Genomic DNA, 16,457 nt, shown 5'->3' with positions numbered 1-16,457 from the left:
TCGCGTAGCCGGCCCCCAGCCAAGCTCCGCCATGCTCGACCCCCGGGCAGTACGCCCACGCGGCGACGGGCAAGACGTACCGGCACGGACCCGACCCACCCACCGCACCGCACCGCACCGCGAACGGCGCCCACGCCAGCAGACGGCACGGACCCGACCCACAACGCACCGCACCCCCTACGACAGGCGCCCCCGCCAGATCACGGCGCAGCAGGCGCCGAATGCTCAGTCCCGGACGGCGGCGCCCCACCCGCATCGTCATCCGACGTAGCAAGCCACGCACCGACCCCGACCGCCGCCAAGAGAGCGACCGCGGCGACCCCGAGCGTGATCCGCCGGCGGCGCGCAGATGCGCGATGACGGGCCGAGCCCGGCCGAGGTGCACCCGCCGCCCGCGGAGCGCGCGCAGTCCCCCGCGCACCCCCCGCCAACTCATCAGGCCCCGGCACCCGCATCGACGTATGCGTATCCCGATTGGAGTCCGGCACAGCCCCCGGCACCAACGGCACAGCCCCCCGCCGTACCCGCTCCCGCGCCCCTTCCCCCTCACGCGGCAACGCCTCCGCCGCGGACACGTACGCCTCGTCCTCCGACTCGGACTCCGCGTCCGGCTCGTCCACGTCGAGCGGCGGCATCCCGGCCAGCAGCGGCAGCTGTTCCCGCAGCCGCGCCCCCAGCTCGGACGCCCGCAACCGCGACGCCGGTGCCTTGGCGAGGCACTGCACGATCAGCTGCCACAGTTCGTCGGAAATGCCGGGCAACGGCACCACCGTCTCGGTGACGTGCCGCCGCAGCACCGCTCCCGGATGCCCGCCGCCGAACGGCGTGAACCCGGCGAGGAGCTCGTACAGAACCGTCGCCAACGCATAGATGTCGACGGCGGCCCTCGGCGGCAGCCCCTCGATGATCTCGGGCGCGAGATAGTCCGGCGTACCGATGATCTTCGTCGCCTTGGTCCGCCGCGGCGAGTCGATCAGCTTGGCGACCCCGAAGTCGGTCAGCAGCGCGGGGTGCGCGCCGCCGGGCCCGAGCGGCCCCTGCATGTCGAGCAGCACGTTCTCGGGCTTCACGTCGCGGTGCACGACGCCCGCCGCGTGCGCGGCGGCGAGCCCGTCCGCGACGTCGGCGACGATCGCGACCGCGGCCTCGGGCGCGAGCCGCCGCTCCCGGTCGAGCCGGGTGCGCAGATCGGTGCCGCGGACGAGATCCATGACGAGCGCGAGGTCGTTGCCGTCGACGACGAGGTCGCGTACGGCGACGACATGCGGGTGATCGAGCCCGAGCAGAGCCGTGCGCTCCTGGACGAAGCGGCCCACGAGCTCCTGGTCGGACGCGAGGTCCTCGCGCAGCAGCTTGATGGCCACGGGCCCGTCCGGCCCCTCGCCCAGCCACACCGTGCCGGCGCTGCCCCGCCCCAGGATCTGGTTCGCGGTGTACCGGCTACCGATCTTCCGTGCCAAGACTGCTCCTACAGACGCGTGTTGTCGCTAAACGTACGCGTCCGAGGAGCCAACCTTCACCGCGGAGACGGAAATCACCCGCCAGGTGTCGACAAATCAACAGACTCGGCTGTCGGAGACCGGGTCAGTTGCCGGAGCCACCGCCCAGATCCCCTATCCACCCGCTCACGGTGTCGTACCACTCACCCAGCTGGGACCAGTAGCTCTTGCCCTGCCCGATCCAGTCCTGCAGGGGGCTCAGTTCCCAGATCAGCCATCCGGCGACGAACAGGATGACGATCGTGACCAGGCATCCCTTGAGGCAGCCGAGCCCGGGGATCTTCGTCGGATTGGCGCTGCGCTGCCGCGGTTCGCGCGGCTGGCGCGGAGCGGGCTGCTGAGGCTGCTGCGGGGCGGGCGGCGCGTACCGCTGCTGCGGCTGAGGCTGCGGGGCGTACTGCTGCTGGGGCTGGGGGGCGTACTGCTGCTGCGGGTACTGCTGGTGCTGGGGCTGCTGCGGGTACCCGTACCCGGGCGGCGGCTGCTGCCCCTGCGGCGGCCGCTGCTGCCCCTGCGGCGGCCGCTGCTGTCGTTGCGGCGGCTGCTGCGGCTGTTGCTGGGGCCGGGCGACCTGCCGTTGCGGCCGGCGGCGCAGCGGGTCCTGGCTCGGGTCCAGGTACTGGACCTGCGTCTGCTCGTTGCGGTCGCGCGCGGCGCGCAGCTGGTTCTGCCAGGGGTGCGGGTCCTCGGGTCCGGGTCCCTGGGGCCCGCCGGGCTGGTTGTGCGGCACCGGCGGCATCACGGCCGTCGGGTCGGCCGCGCCGCGGTGCGGCAGTACGGAGGTGGGGTCGGCGTCACCGGTGTGCGGCAGGACGCTGGTCGCGCCGTTGGGGTCGTAGGCGCCCGCGCCGTGCGGCAGGACCTGCGTCGGGTCGGCCGCGCCGGGCACGCCGGGGACGGCGGCCGGGGCCGGATCCGGGGCGAGCAGGGCACCGACGCCCTCCGCGGCGGCGATCTGCGCGGAGTTCGCGTGCACGCCGATGCCCGCGGCGACGGTGCGCAGCCCACGGGCGAGGTTCTCGGCGCTGGGCCGCTCGTCGGGGCTCTTGCGCAGGCAGCGCTCTATGACGGTCCACAGCGGATCGGGAACCGTCGACGGCCGGCGCGGCTCGGCGCTCAGGTGCTGGTGGAGGACCTCCAGGGCGGACCCGCCACCGAACGGCGGACGCCCGGTGACCAGCTCGTACAGCAGGATCCCGGCGCCGTAGATGTCGACCGCGGACGTCTGCGGACGGCCCTCGGCGGACTCCGGCGCGACGTACGCGGGCGTGCCGACGAACTCATGGGTGCGGGTGAGCCCCGGCGAATCGGCGAGGCGGGCGATGCCGAAGTCGGTGAGCATCGGGTGCATCTCGCCGCCGTCCTGCTTGAGCAGAACGTTCGCCGGCTTCAGGTCGCGGTGCACGACGCCGTCGGCGTGGCTGCACGCGAGCGCGTCGGCGACCTGGGCGGTCAGCAGAGCGGCGGCGACGGGCGAGAAGGGCCCGTTCTCGCGGAGGTAGCGGTGCAGGTCGGGGCCGTCGATGAGGTCCATGACGAGGGCGAGCAGGTCGCCCTCGACCACGAGGTCCCGTACCCGGACGATGTTCGGGTGGGTCAGCCGCAACAGGACGGACCGCTCGCGCAGGAACCGCATCACGATGTCCGCGTCGTTGGCGAGCTCCTCCTTGAGGACCTTGATCGCCACGGTCTCGCCGGGCTGGCCCGCGACGGCCGCCTCCGACCCCGCGGCCTCCCGCTGGCGGGCTCGCCAGACGGTGCCTGTGGCGCCGCGTCCCAGCGGCTCCTCAAGGAGGTACTTGCTCCCTACCGGCCGCACGTCATGCGCTCCCTGTTACTTGCTTGCCTGGTCGGTCCACCGTGCTTCAGGTGTTCCGACCCACTGTAGTGCCGCCGTCCGCGGCGCCGGGGTGTCGTCCTCGTGTGCTTCCCATGGGCGACTACGTACGCGTTCCCCCGCGTGTTCGATGGAAAGACGCTCGCTTCGGGCCGTTGGTTGCCGGAGCTGGGAGTGACCGATCTCAACACCGGTCTCAACCGGGCACCGGTCGGGCACTGGTCAGGCACTTTTGCGGGCAGAGCCGACCAATCAAGATCACTTGCGGGTGGGCGGCGGGCGTGTTGTCAGTGGCAGGTGCGAGGATGCCTTCAGTACTGGCCGACGTGCCCGTGCGCGGTGGGGGAAGTCTGCGGTGGGGGACCGCGCCGAGCTTCGTCCTCGCTTGCGGGTGCCCGTGCGGAAGGGACCGCTGACGGCGATGCAGATCCGGCTGACCGTCGTAGACCCGCTGGGCCCGCTGGGGACTCGCTTCGAGCCACGGGGGCGCGCCGCGGCCTGCGATGTGCTGGTCACCGCGCCCGCCGGGACGGCGCTGGCCGCGGTGGCGTCGGGCCTGGCAGCGGCGGTCGGCGGCGAGGGCGGTGCCGCCCTGCCCGAGCGTGGCCGCGAGCTCGGCGGCGGCCCGGTCGTGCTGTACGCGGGCGCCGAGCGGCTCGACGCGCAGCGCTGCACCCTGGGCGAGCCGCCCCTGACGGACGGTGCCGTGCTGTCGCTGGGCTCCCCGGCGGAGCCGGGACCCGACGTGGACGGCGTGGCGGCACAGCTCCATGTCGTCGCCGGCCCCGACGCGGGCGGGGTCCATCTGCTGCACGACGGCCGGCTCCACATCGGCCGCTCCGCCGACGCGGACGTCCCGCTGGACGACCCCGATGTCTCCCGTCTGCACTGCGAGGTCACCGTCACCCCCGACGGCCGCGTCGCGGTCGCGGACGTGGGCTCCACGAACGGCACGACGCTGGACGGCTCCCGCGTCGACTCCCGCCCGGTCCGCTTCGCGGCGGGTGCGCTCCTGCGCGTCGGCGAGTCCGCCCTGCGACTGGCTCCGCCCGGCACCCCGGAGCCCGTGGGGACGACCCCCGACGGCGAGGGCCACGTCCGGGTGGCCATCGGGACCGAAAACCCGGCGGCCACCTCCGCCACCGCACACAGGAACAGCGACGGAAACGGCCCCCACGCGCGCGTGGGTGCCGCGCCAGGCCCGCACACCCCCTCCGGGGAGACCCACCACGCCTACGGTTCGGCCCCCTGGGCCGCCCCGGCACCGCACACCTCCACGGAACCCGTCGTACCGGGCCAGGGCCGCGCACCAAGGATCGAGAGCAGGGCGACGGCGCCGTCCGACGGCGCCACGCACGGCGGGGCGCGCGGACTGGTCGTACCCGACGGATTCGCCCTCCCGAACCCACGCGGCAGCGAAAGCGAAAGCGACACCGGCACCGGCACCGGCAGGACTGCCGAAGAGGACGCACCGCCGACAGCCACCCCCACCCCCACCCCCGCTCCCGCGACCGCCACGAGGAAGGGCACGCCGCTGCGGGGCACGGAGGCGCCACAGGACGGGTCGCCAGGTGACGGCGGGCGCAAGCGCGGTGGTTTCAGTGCGTGGGCGCGGCGGCTGACCGGAGGACGGGGCGAGCCGGAGGAACCGGGCCCGGAGGCGTACGACGAGGAGGAGCCGGCGGCGGCCGAGCCCGCGGGCGCGGTGGCGCAGGCGCCGGAGAGCTGGCCGGACCCGGCGACGCTGCTGCTCACCGCGCTGGGCCCGGGCCCGCGGCTGTGGGAGCGCGGCTCGGGACACCCGGAGATCCTGACCGTCAGGCTCGGTACGGCCGACCGGGCGGCGCCGGACGGTTCGGGGCTGCTGCCCGCCGTGCCGGTGACCGCCGGTCTGCGGGAGGTCGGCGCCCTGGGCCTGGCGGGGCCTCGCGCACGGCTCGCCGGTCTGGCGCGCTCGGTGGTGGCCCAGCTCGCCGCGCTGCACTCCCCCGACTCCCTCGAAATCGTCCTGATCAGCACGGACCGCTCCCGTACGCCGCAGGAGCGCACCGCCGAGTGGTCCTGGCTCGGCTGGCTCCCCCACCTGCGCCCCACACACGGCCAGGACTGCCGCCTCCTTCTGGCATACGACCGAGAACAGGCGACCGCCCGCACGGACGAACTCCTCCGCCGCCTGGAGGACCACGACCACCTGACGGAGCCGGGCCGGGGCCCCCGCGACCCGGCTGAAGCGCGCCCCGCGCCCGGGGCCGACCACGTCGACGAAGCGGTGCGCGGCGGCGCACGGCGCCCCTCCTGGGCGCGCGACGACGACCCGCAGGAGACCGGAGAGTTCCCGGGGCCGTTCACCGTGGTCGTCGTGGACGGGGACCCGGGAGGCGCCGATGTGCGCGAAGCCGTGGTGCGGCTGGCGCACGAGGGAGCGCGGGCCGGGATCCATGTCGTATGCCTCGCGGAGACGGCGGCGGCGTCGCCCGCTTCGCCGGTGACGGAGACGTACGAGGCGGCGTGCGAGGCGTCGCCGGCGTTCCGGGAGTGCGGGGCCGTGGCGCTGCTCAGCGGGGACGTGGCCACAGCGCTGAGGCTGATGCGGGTCGCCCCCGGCGGCCCGGTGGGCCACGGCACGGTGGCGGCGGTGGACGCGGTGTCGGCGGCGTGGGCCGAGCGGTTCGCGCGGGCGCTCGCCCCGCTGCGTACGGACGGCGCCGGCGGCGACCGGCACACGCGCGTGTCCGCTCCGCTGCCGCAATCGGCGCGGCTGCTGGACGAGTTGGGGCTCGCGCGGGCCACCCCGGCGTCGCTGCTGGCGCGTTGGGCGGACGCGACCGACGACACGGAGGCGCTCGGCGGGCGCGCCTGGGCCGTTCTGGGCGCGGGGCCGCGTGGACCGGTCTGCGTGGACCTCCAGACCGAGGGCCCGCATCTGCTGATCGAGGGCCCGACGGGCAGCGGCCGTACGGAACTGCTGCGGGCCGTCGCCGCGTCGCTCGCGGCGGCGGAGCGGCCCGACCGGCTCGGAATCGTCCTGATAGACGGGCAGGACGGCTCGGGCGGCAAGGACGCGGGGCGGGTCGAGGGGCTCCGGGTGTGCATGGACCTTCCCCATGTCACCACCCATCTCACGGCCAACGACCCGGTGCGCATGAGGGAGTTCGCCCAGTCGCTGAGCGCCGAGCTGAAGCGGCGGAGCGAGCTGCTCGGGCGGCTCGGGTTCGCGGAGTGGCACACGCGGCGGGAGGTGTCGGGGCGGATCGTCGCGCAGCGGTCGTCGGGTACCGGGGCCGGCGCGGCGTCAGGGGCCGGGTCCGGAGCCGCTGATCTGGACCCGCCGTCCAGCTCGACGCTGCGGCTGCGGCCCGGGGCGGCGCGGCAGCGGGAGGAGGCGGGGCCGCCACTCGCGCGGCTGGCGGTGGTCGTGGACGACCTGGACGCGTTGCTGTCGCCCGCGTTGGGGTCGCCGGGGCGGCCGGCCGCGGGGTCCGTCGTACGGGCGCTGGAGGCCGTGGTGCGTGAGGGGGAGCGGCTCGGGGTGCATCTTGTGGCGGCGGCCGGGGTCGGGGGGCGGGCCGCGGAGTCCGACTTCGGCCGGGCCGCGACGCTTCGCATCCTCCTCGACGCTCCCTCGGCGGGGCCGGACGAACCTGCCCCCGGGCGGGGGCGGCTGACCGGTGCGGACGGGCGGCTCACGCCGTTCCAGGCCGGGCGGGTCACGGGGCGCATCCCCCGTACGGCCACCCTCCGTCCCACGGTTGTGCCTCTCGAATGGCACCGTATGGGCGATCCGCCTGCCCGGCGTCCCGTCCGCGAGCTCGGCAACGGTCCGACCGACCTCGCCCTCCTCGCCAGCGCCCTCGACCGAGCCGCCCGCTCAGTCTCCGCCCCCGAGGTCCCCTCCCTCCTGTAACCCCGACGCACCCGGGGTGGGTGGGGAATCCCCGGGTGCCCCTTGCTTCCTTCGCGCCCGGCGTGGCTGCTGGTCGGGGGTGGGTCACGCAACTCGGCGCTTACGAGGCGCCGCTGCGCCCACCCGTGCCGCCCCTAGCGGCACGATTGCCCGCAGTAACGCGGCTTCGCCGGCCCCCCGGCGCCACGCGCGCCCCCGCGCACCCGCGCACCGCAGCCGCGTACGCACGGAAGGGTCCGTGCCGGTACGTCTCTGCCCGTCGCGTAGCCGGCCCCCAGCCAAGTCACGCCGTGCTCGACCCCCGGGCAGTACGCCCACGCGGCGACGGGCAAGACGTACCGGCACGGACCCGACCCACCCACCGACCCCCACGCGAACGGCGCCCACGCCAGCAGACGGCACGGACCCGACCCACAACACACCGCACCGCGCCCCGTAAAAGGCAACCCGCCATCACAACGCGGTCACGATCGCTCACTTGACATCGCAGGCGCTCTTGCCGCCCTCAAGCCCCCGGGCGTAGACCAGATCGAACGGGACAGCCGCTCGGTCGTTCGACGAGGAACGAAGAACGGGGCACTGATGCGCAGCACTCTTCGTACACGCACGCCGTCCAGGAACGAATCCAGGAACCAATCCAAGAACGCAGCCAGGAAAGCCAACAGAGCCACCAAAAGCGCCAAACCCGCCACAACCATCGCGGCAGCCGTCGTAGCCGGCTCCCTCCTCCTCGCCGCATGCGGCGGAAGCGACGACAACAAGAAGGACGGCAACACGGGCGGCAGCGGCAAGGAGAGCGGCGCCACCGTCACCCTCCCCAAGCTGAACGGCGCCACCCTTGAGGTCGCCGCCGTGTGGACCGGCGCCGAGCAGGCCAACTTCAAGAAGGTGCTGGCCGAGTTCGAGAAGCGGACGGGCGCGAAGGTCACGTTCGTCCCCGCGCAGGACCCGATCATCAACTTCCTCGGTTCGAAGATCGCGGGCGGTTCACCGCCGGACATCGCGATGCTTCCGCAGCCCGGCGCCATCAAGCAGGCCGTCGACAAGAAGTGGGCGAAGCCCCTCGGCACCGACGCGGTGAAGGAGCTGCAGAAGAACTACTCGCAGGGCTGGCAGGACATCGGCAAGGTCGGCGGCAAGCAGTACGGCGTCTACTACAAGGCGGCCAACAAGTCCCTGATCTGGTACAACGCCAAGGTCTTCGAGAACGCGGGGGCGAAGGAGCCCAAGACCTGGAGCGAGCTCATGACAACCGCTCAGGCTGTCTACGACTCCGGTGTCACCCCGTTCTCCGTCCCCGGCGCGGACGGCTGGCCGCTGACCGACTGGTTCGAGAACATCTACCTCTCCCAGGCGGGCCCGGAGAAGTACGACCAGCTCGCCCAGCACAAGATCAAGTGGACGGACCCGTCCGTGAAGGCCGCGCTCACCACGCTCGCGCAGGTCTGGGGCAAGAAGGACTTCGTCGCGGGCGGCGCGAAGGGCGCGCTGCAGACGGAGTTCCCCGCTTCGGTGACGCAGACCTTCACCGGCGGCGACCAGCCGAAGGCGGCCATGGTCTTCGAGGGCGACTTCGTGCAGGTCAACATCACGCAGACGAAGGCCAAGGTGGGCACGGACGCGAAGGTGTTCCCGTTCCCGGCGGTCGGTGACCAGGCTCCGGTGGTCAGCGGCGGCGACGCGGCCGTGATCCTCAAGGACTCCAAGGCCGCGCAGGCCCTGGCGACCTTCCTGGCCTCACCGGACGCGGCGACGATCCAGGCGAAGCTCGGCGGCTACCTCTCGCCGAACAAGAACGTGGACAACTCCGCATATCCGAACCCGGTGCAGCAGAAGATCGCCAAGGCGCTGATCGCCGCCGGCGACGACTTCCGCTTCGACATGTCCGACCAGGCCCCGCAGGCCTTCGGCGGTACGCCGGGCAAGGGTGAGTGGAAGGATCTGCAGGACTTCCTGAAGAACCCGAAGGACATCGCGGGGACGCAGGCGAAACTGGAGTCGGACGCGGCCGCGGCGTACGGGAGCTGATCCGGCCATGACATCGGCCACGGCGGGAGGACCCCCCGGGACCCCGGGGGCCCCCGCGGCTCCACCGGCGCCCGAAAGCCGCAACCGCAAGCACAAGAGCGTCACCGGCACCCGCAGAACCGTGGCGGTGCTGTTCCTGCTGCCCGCGCTGGTGCTGCTCGGCGCGCTCGTGATGTACCCGATCGGGTACTCGCTGATCCGCAGCTTCATCAACCAGTCCGGCGACGGTTTCGCCGGAGTGGACAACTACAAGGCCCTGTTCACGGATGACGGCATCCGCACCGCGCTGAAGAACAACATCATCTGGGTGGTGTTCGCGCCGACGGTCTCGACCGCGCTCGGTCTGATCTTCGCGGTGCTGACCGAACGGGTGCGCTGGGGAACGGCGTTCAAGCTGGTCGTCTTCATGCCGATGGCGATCTCCATGCTCGCGGCGGGGATCATCTTCCGTCTGGTGTACGACCAGGACCCGGACAAGGGAATCGCCAACGCGGTGTGGGTGGGCGTGCACGACACGTTCACCGACTCGTCGGCGTTCCCGAAGGCGCACCCGGGCCGCCAGTCGCCACTTCAGGCGTCGGACGGCGGTTTCCTCACCAAGTCCCCGGTCCACACGGGCGAGTCCGTGGCGCTCCCGCTGGTCGGGGTCGCCCCGGACCAGATGCCCGACAGTGCGAAGAAGGCCGTACAGGCGCCGTCGGACCCCGGCAAGGTCACCGGCACGGCGTGGCAGGACTTCACCCGCGGCAAGGGTGTCGGCACGCTCGGCAAGGTGGACGCGAGCGAGCTCGGCTACGCGGGCATGAAGGTCGAGGCGGTCAAGGACGGCAAGGTCGTGGACTCGGCGAAGGTGAGCGGCGACGGCACGTTCACGCTCTCCGCGAAGGCGGACGGCGCTCAACTCCGGTTGCCGGCAAGCAACTTCCGGGAGCCGTACAACGGCGTCGACTGGCTCGGCCCGTCGTTGGTCACCCCGGCCGTGATCGGTGCGTACGTGTGGATGTGGGCGGGCTTCGCGATGGTGCTCATCGCGGCGGGGCTCGCCGGCATGCCGCGCGAACTCCTGGAGGCGGCGCGGGTGGACGGCGCCAGCGAGTGGCAGGTGTTCCGCAGGATCACGGTGCCGCTGCTCGCGCCGGTCCTCGCGGTCGTCGTCGTCACACTGATGATCAACGTACTGAAGGTCTTCGACCTGGTCTTCATCATCCCGCCGGGCTCGTCCCAGGACGACGCGAACGTCCTGGCGCTGGAGCTGTACCGCAAGGGATTCAGCGAGGACAAGCCGGGCGTGGCAAGCGCAATCGCCGTCTTCCTGCTCCTCCTGGTGATCCCGGTGATCTGGTTCAACGTGCGGCGACTGCGGCAGGAGGTACGGCGATGACGACGCGCCCGTCTTTCTGCCGGGGGTCCGGGGGTCGCCCCCCGGGGAAATGCAGCAACGTGCGGCGACTGCGGCAGGAGGTACGGCGATGACAACGCACGCCGGCAGTCCTACGCCGACGACGAGCACGAAGAGTGCACCCGTCGAGTCGGTGAAGGCCAGGCAGTCCCTGGGCTCACGCATCACGGGCCGGGTCGGTGGAGGCGTCCTGCGCGTCTTCCTGCTCCTGGTGGGGCTGTTCTGGCTGGTGCCGACCATCGGCCTGCTGCTCTCCTCGCTGCGCAAGCCGGAGGACATGGGCGCGAGCGGCTGGTGGAAGGTCCTCAGCGAGCCTTCGCAGCTCACCGTGGACAGCTACCAGAAGCTGCTGGAGAACAGTGACATCACCGGCTCCCTGGTGAACACGGTGCTGATCACGGTCCCGGCGACCCTCCTGGTGGTGGTGATCGGCTCCCTGGCGGGCTACGCCTTCGCGTGGATGGAGTTCCCGGGCCGCGACTGGTGGTTCCTGGCCGTGGTCGGCCTGCTGGTCGTCCCCGTACAGGTCGCGCTGATCCCGATCGCCGAGCTCTTCGGAAAGCTCGGCATCTTCGGGACGATCTTCGGAGTGGTCCTCTTCCACACCGGCTTCGGCCTGCCCTTCGCGATCTTCCTGCTGCGCAACTTCTTCGCGGAGATCCCGAGGGAGCTGCTGGAGGCGGCCCGGCTGGACGGCGCGGGTGAACTGCGCCTGTTCGCACGGGTCGTGATGCCGCTCGGCGGGCCCGCGATCGCGAGCCTCGGCATCTTCCAGTTCCTGTGGGTGTGGAACGACATGCTGGTCGCCCTGGTGTTCTCCAACGCGGACAGCCAGCCGATCACCGTCGCGCTGCAGACGCAGGTACGCCAGTTCGGCAACAACATCGACGTGCTGGCGCCGGGCGCCTTCATCTCGATGGTGATCCCGCTGGCCGTCTTCTTCGCGTTCCAGCGGCAGTTCGTGTCCGGCGTGATGGCGGGCGCGGTGAAGTAACCCGTACGACGACCGCATTGAGGGGCGGGCCAAAACCGGCCCGCCCCTCCCCGTGCGCCCCCGTTCACCCGGCATTCCCCCGGATGCCACAACTGGCGTAACCGGATCACCCCTTCGGCCGTTCCCGGGCAGGTATGCCCGCGCCGACCCATGGATGTCCCTTGCCCAGGTTCAGTGTCATCGTCCCCGCGTTCAAGGTTCAGGCGTACCTGCACGCGTGCCTGGAATCGGTTCTCGGGCAGTCGTACCCGGATCTCGAACTGATCGCGGTGGATGACTGCTCGCCCGACGCGTGCGGCGCGATCATCGACGAGTTCGCGGCCCGCGACGCCCGCGTGCGGCCGGTGCACCTGCCGGAGAACGTCGGTCTGGGCCGCGCCCGCAACGCGGGTCTGGAGCATGCGAGCGGCAACTACCTGGTCTTCCTGGACGGCGACGACACCCTCACCCCTGACGCGCTGCGCGCGATCGCCGACCGGCTGAAGGAGACCTCCGAACCGGACGTCCTGGTCTACGACTACGCGCGCACCTACTGGTCGGGCGAGACCCGCCGCAACCAGCTCGCCGGCCAACTGACCGAGCAGGGCCCGGCGCCGTTCCGGCTGGACGACCGCCCGGGGCTGCTCACCGTCCTGATGGTGGTCTGGAACAAGGCGTACCGGCGGGAGTTCGTCGAGCGCGAGGGCTTCGCCTTCCCGCCCGGATATTACGAGGACACGCCGTGGACGTACCCGGTGCTGCTGACCGCGGAGACGGTCGCGACCCTCGACCGGGTGTGCGTGCACTACCGGCAGCGGCGCACGGGCAGCATCCTCGGTACCACCAGCCGCGGGCACTTCGACGTCTTCGACCAGTACGACCGGGTCTTCGCGTTCCTCGACGCGCACCCGGAGCTGGCGCACTGGCGTCCGGTGCTGTTCCGCCGCATGGTCGACCATCTGGCGACGGTGTTCGTCCGGCGCGACCGGCTGCCGCGCGGCTCCCGCACCGAGTTCCTGCGCAAGGCCCGTACGTACTACGCCCGTTACCGCACGCCCGGCACCGGCGCCCGCCCGCGTATTCGGCTGCGGCACACCCTGGTCCGGCTCGGCAGCCACCGCACCTATCGACTGCTGTCGCTCGGCTCCCGTCTGCGCGGACGGACCCGGAAGGTCGGCTCGTCGGTACTGCGCCGGGCGCGCGGCGCGGCCCTCCACCTGCACTACCGCATGCAGCTCCGCCTCCCGTTGCGTGCCGACCGTGCCGTCTTCTCCAGTCACCGGGGCCGCGGCTACGGCTGCAACCCGGGCGCGCTGGAGTCCGCGTTCCGCACGTTCGCGCCGCAGATCCGCACGGCGTGGATCGCGCGCCCCGAGCACCACCACACGCTTCCGGCATCGACGCGCAGGCTACGGCCCGACTCGGCCGCGTACTGGACGGCGCTGGCCCGCTCCAAGTACCTGGTGACCAATGACGGGTTCGACCGCGGGCTGGTCAAGCGGCCGGGTCAGACGGTGATCCAGACACAGCACGGGACGCCGCTCAAGCGCATGGGACTCGATCTGCAGGACCGCCCGGCGGCCGCGCGTGACACGGACTTCGCGGAGCTGCTGCGCGGCGCCGACACCTGGGACTACTGCCTGTCCGGGAACCGCCACTCCACTCTGGTGTGGGAGCGCGTCTTCCCGTCCGGATTCACCACGCTGGAGTACGGACTCCCCCGCAACGACGTGTTCCAGCAGGCGACTTCGGCGGACGTGGCGCGGCTGCGGGAGTCGCTGGGCATCCCCGAGGACGCGGTGGCGATCCTGTACGCGCCGACGTACCGCGACTACCGCCGCTCGCAGCGGCTCACCCTGGACCTGGAACGGGTACTGCGCCAACTCGGCCCGCGCTTCGTCGTGTTGACCCGCGCACACCACTCCTACGATGCGCCTCTGACACGGTCCGCCGGGGGCCGGCTCATCGACGTGTCCGGCCACCCGAGCATCGAATCGCTCTGTCTTGCCTCGGACGCACTCGTCACCGACTACTCGTCGCTGATGTTCGACTACGCCAACCTGGACCGGCCGATCGTGGTCCACGCGGACGACTGGGAGGCGTACGAGGCGGCCCGCGGCACCTACTTCGACGTGCGGGCCTTCCCGCCGGGCGCGGTCGCGCGCAGCGAGGACGAGCTGATCGACATCTTCGCGACCGGCCACTGGCGCGGCTCGCGCTCCGTTCAGTTGCGGACCGCGTTCCGCGAGCGCTTCTGCGCATACGACGACGGGCGCGCCGCCGAGCGGGTCGTACGCCGGGTGGTGCTGGGCGAGACGACGGGGCTTCCGCAGGTCACGCCCCTGGCCGAGCGACACCCCGTGCCGTCGGCCGCCGCGGCCCGGCCGGTGCCGCCCCTCGCCAGCGTGCCGCCGCCCGGCGCCGCCGTCCCCGTCACCGAGAGCCTCTGACCCGGAGTCCGCATGCCCTCCAGTCCCTCGCGGCCCACCCCCAGCCGGCCGGCCACATGGCGTCCGGCCGGGCGCCCCGGCCGCCGGCATCTCGGCTGATCCCGGCTCGGTCCGGCCCTTCCCGACCCACCCAGAGAAAGAGCAGAATGCCCCGCTTCAGCATCATCGTTCCCACTCACGGCGTCGCGGGGCGGCTGTCCCGGGCGCTGGACTCGGTGCTCGCGCAGTCCTTCGGCGACTTCGAGCTGATCCCGGTCTGCGACGCGCCGGACGCCCCGGCGTGGGCCGTCGCCGCCGAGTACGCGGCGCGGGACACCCGGGTCGCCCCGGTCCACTCGCCACCGGCGGACGGGCTGGGTGCGGCGCGCAACGCCGGGCTGGGGGCGGCGAGCGGTACGTTCGTGCTCTTCCTCGACGGCGACGACGAGCTGGTGCCGGGCGCGCTGGGTGCCCTGGAGACGCGGCTGCGGGACGAGGCGCGGCAGGACGTGGACGACGTGGACGTCCTCTACTTCGGGCACGAGCGGGTGCACTGGTGGGAGGGTGAGCCGAGCGAGCCGACGGCGGTGCTCTTCGAGAAGGCGCCCGCCGGATCCTTCACCCCCGACCAGGCCCCGCAGCTGACGGGCGTACGCCTTCCCGCATGGAGCGCCGCCTACCGTCGCGCGTTTCTCGTCGAGCACCACCTCACCTTCCCTGCCGGTCACTTCACCGACCTGGGCTGGGGTGGTCTGGTGACGTTGGCGGCCGGTCGCAAGGCAGTGCTGCGGCAGGTCGTCGTACGGCATCTGCTGCGGCGGCAGGGCAGCAGGCTCAACTCTCCCGGTGCGCACCAGCTCGAACTCCTCGACCAAGTCGACCTGGTGCTCACTCGGGCCGTCGAACAGGGCCTGCCCGCACAGCGGTTGCAGCCGCTGTTCGGGCACCTCTTCACGCTCGTCCTCAAGACGGCGGCCACTCCGCAGCGCCTTCCCGCGGGCAGCCGCCGGGCCTTCTTCCGGCGCGCGGGACGGCTCCACCGGCGCCATCGCCCGGCCGAGTTCCGGCCCCCGGCGGGCAGTCTCGGGGTGCAGCACAGGCTGCTGGCGACCGGTGCGTACAGCGCGTTCCGGGCGCTGCGCGGCGCCAACAAGGCGGCGGCGGGCGCTGCTTCGGTGGTGCCGCGGCCTCGGATGCTGCGGACGCGGGGCATCTACGCGGCCCATCTGCGCCGCGCGCTCGACGAGAACCTCGCCGTGTACTGCGCGTACTGGGGCCGCGGCTACGCCTGCAACCCGGCCGCGATCCACGCCAAGGCCCGCGAACTCGCCCCGCACATCCGCTCGGTGTTCCTCGTCGAACCGGAGGCGGTGGACTCCCTGCCCGAGGGAATCGACCACGCGGTGATCGGCAGCCGCCGCGCATGGGAGGTGCTGGCCCGCGCCAAGTACCTGATCAACAACGCCAACTTCGCGGACACGGTCGTCAAGCGCCCCGGCAGCGTGCACGTGCAGACGCAGCACGGCACCCCGCTGAAGAAGATGGGCGTCGACCAGTCGACGTACCCGGTGGTGGCGGCCGCGACCGGCAGCTTCACCAAGCTGCTGACCCGCGTGGACCGCTGGGACTACAACCTCTCCTCCAACCGGCACTCCACGGAGATGTGGGAGCGCGCCTTCCCGGGCTCGTACGAGGCCCTGGAGTACGGCTATCCGCGCAACGACGTGTACTACACGGCGACCGCCGACGAGGTGGCCCGGGTGCGGCGCTCCCTCGGGGTTCCCGAGGGCAAGCGGGCCCTTCTCTACGCGCCCACGCACCGCGACTACACCACCGGCTTCGACGCCCGGCTCGACCTGGAGGAGTTCTGCGAGGCGGTGGGCGAGGACTTCGTGGTCCTGCTGCGCGCCCACTACTTCTACGACCGGGGCACCCGCAGGAGCAGCGGCCGGATCATCGACGTGACCCGGCACCGCTCCTCGGAGGATGTGTGCCTGGCCGCCGACGCGCTGATCACCGACTACTCCTCCATCATGTTCGACTACGCCAACCTCGACCGCCCGATCGTCGTGTACGCCGACGACTGGGAGGTCTACCGGGAGACGCGGGGCGTCTACTTCGACCTGATGCAGGCGCCGCCGGGCCCGGTCGCGCGCACCCCCGACGAGCTGGCCCGTGTCTTCCGCGACGGCTCCTACGCGGACGCGGAGGCGAGGTCGCTGCGGGCCCGGTTCCGTGAGCGGTTCTGCCAGTTCGACGACGGAAGGGCCGCCGAACGGGTCGTACGGCGGGTGCTGCTGGGCGAGCCACCCGAGGCGATTTCGCCGGTGACGCCCCTGGCCGAGCGGACCCCCGCCCCCGCCGCGACGACCCTCGTAAGGAGCTGAC

The 16,457-nt window shown here is 72.3% G+C and carries 8 protein-coding genes; 6 read left to right on the top strand and 2 right to left on the bottom strand.

Annotated elements, in window-relative coordinates; genetic code table 11:
- Positions 1 to 200 precede the first annotated feature (200 nt).
- Positions 201 to 1,460 (bottom strand): serine/threonine-protein kinase, encoded by a 1,260-nt coding sequence (locus tag ACN6LB_RS32335; protein WP_356137800.1) that lies wholly within the window; start codon positions 1,458 to 1,460, stop codon positions 201 to 203.
- 124 nt (positions 1,461 to 1,584) lie between these two features.
- Positions 1,585 to 3,318, bottom strand: coding sequence for a serine/threonine-protein kinase (locus ACN6LB_RS32330; RefSeq protein WP_445028938.1), 1,734 nt, complete (start codon positions 3,316 to 3,318; stop codon positions 1,585 to 1,587).
- A 439-nt stretch (positions 3,319 to 3,757) separates the two neighbouring features.
- Between ACN6LB_RS32330 and ACN6LB_RS32325 the strand changes: the two genes are divergently transcribed.
- The 6 genes from ACN6LB_RS32325 (at position 3,758) to ACN6LB_RS32300 (ending at position 16,456) form a co-directional block, all read left to right on the top strand.
- A complete protein-coding gene (locus tag ACN6LB_RS32325; protein WP_445028942.1) occupies positions 3,758 to 7,240 on the top strand; it encodes an FHA domain-containing protein in 3,483 nt (1,160 codons plus the stop codon).
- A 582-nt stretch (positions 7,241 to 7,822) separates the two neighbouring features.
- A complete protein-coding gene (locus ACN6LB_RS32320; RefSeq protein ID WP_445028937.1) occupies positions 7,823 to 9,268 on the top strand; it encodes an ABC transporter substrate-binding protein in 1,446 nt (481 codons plus the stop codon).
- Between the two features lie 7 nt (positions 9,269 to 9,275).
- A complete protein-coding gene (locus ACN6LB_RS32315) occupies positions 9,276 to 10,649 on the top strand; it encodes a carbohydrate ABC transporter permease (RefSeq protein ID WP_356137794.1) in 1,374 nt (457 codons plus the stop codon).
- Between the two features lie 88 nt (positions 10,650 to 10,737).
- Entirely contained in the window at positions 10,738 to 11,661 is a 924-nt protein-coding gene (locus tag ACN6LB_RS32310; RefSeq protein ID WP_445028936.1) for a carbohydrate ABC transporter permease, read from the top strand.
- A gap of 161 nt (positions 11,662 to 11,822) precedes the next feature.
- Positions 11,823 to 14,090 carry a bifunctional glycosyltransferase/CDP-glycerol:glycerophosphate glycerophosphotransferase gene (locus ACN6LB_RS32305; RefSeq protein WP_445028935.1) on the top strand — a complete coding sequence of 756 codons (2,268 nt, stop codon included), beginning with the start codon at positions 11,823 to 11,825 and terminating at the stop codon, positions 14,088 to 14,090.
- Between the two features lie 146 nt (positions 14,091 to 14,236).
- Positions 14,237 to 16,456: a bifunctional glycosyltransferase/CDP-glycerol:glycerophosphate glycerophosphotransferase gene (locus tag ACN6LB_RS32300; RefSeq protein ID WP_445028934.1), complete on the top strand. Its 2,220-nt coding sequence runs from the start codon at positions 14,237 to 14,239 to the stop codon at positions 16,454 to 16,456.
- The last annotated feature ends 1 nt before the right edge of the window (position 16,457 follow it).

This window comes from Streptomyces sp. SAS_270, assembly GCF_052543295.1.
The sequence above is the reverse complement of the archived record's forward strand: the minus strand, read 5'-3'. Positions and strand labels throughout refer to the sequence as shown.

Bases quoted from the DNA above. Each gene is read 5' to 3' on its own strand.
- ACN6LB_RS32325 (WP_445028942.1), top strand. From the start codon at position 3,758: ATGCAGATCCGGCTGACCGTCGTAGACCCGCTGGGCCCGCTGGGGACT.
- ACN6LB_RS32320 (WP_445028937.1), top strand. From the start codon at position 7,823: ATGCGCAGCACTCTTCGTACACGCACGCCGTCCAGGAACGAATCCAGG.
- ACN6LB_RS32315 (WP_356137794.1), top strand. From the start codon at position 9,276: ATGACATCGGCCACGGCGGGAGGACCCCCCGGGACCCCGGGGGCCCCC.
- ACN6LB_RS32310 (WP_445028936.1), top strand. From the start codon at position 10,738: ATGACAACGCACGCCGGCAGTCCTACGCCGACGACGAGCACGAAGAGT.
- ACN6LB_RS32300 (WP_445028934.1), top strand. From the start codon at position 14,237: ATGCCCCGCTTCAGCATCATCGTTCCCACTCACGGCGTCGCGGGGCGG.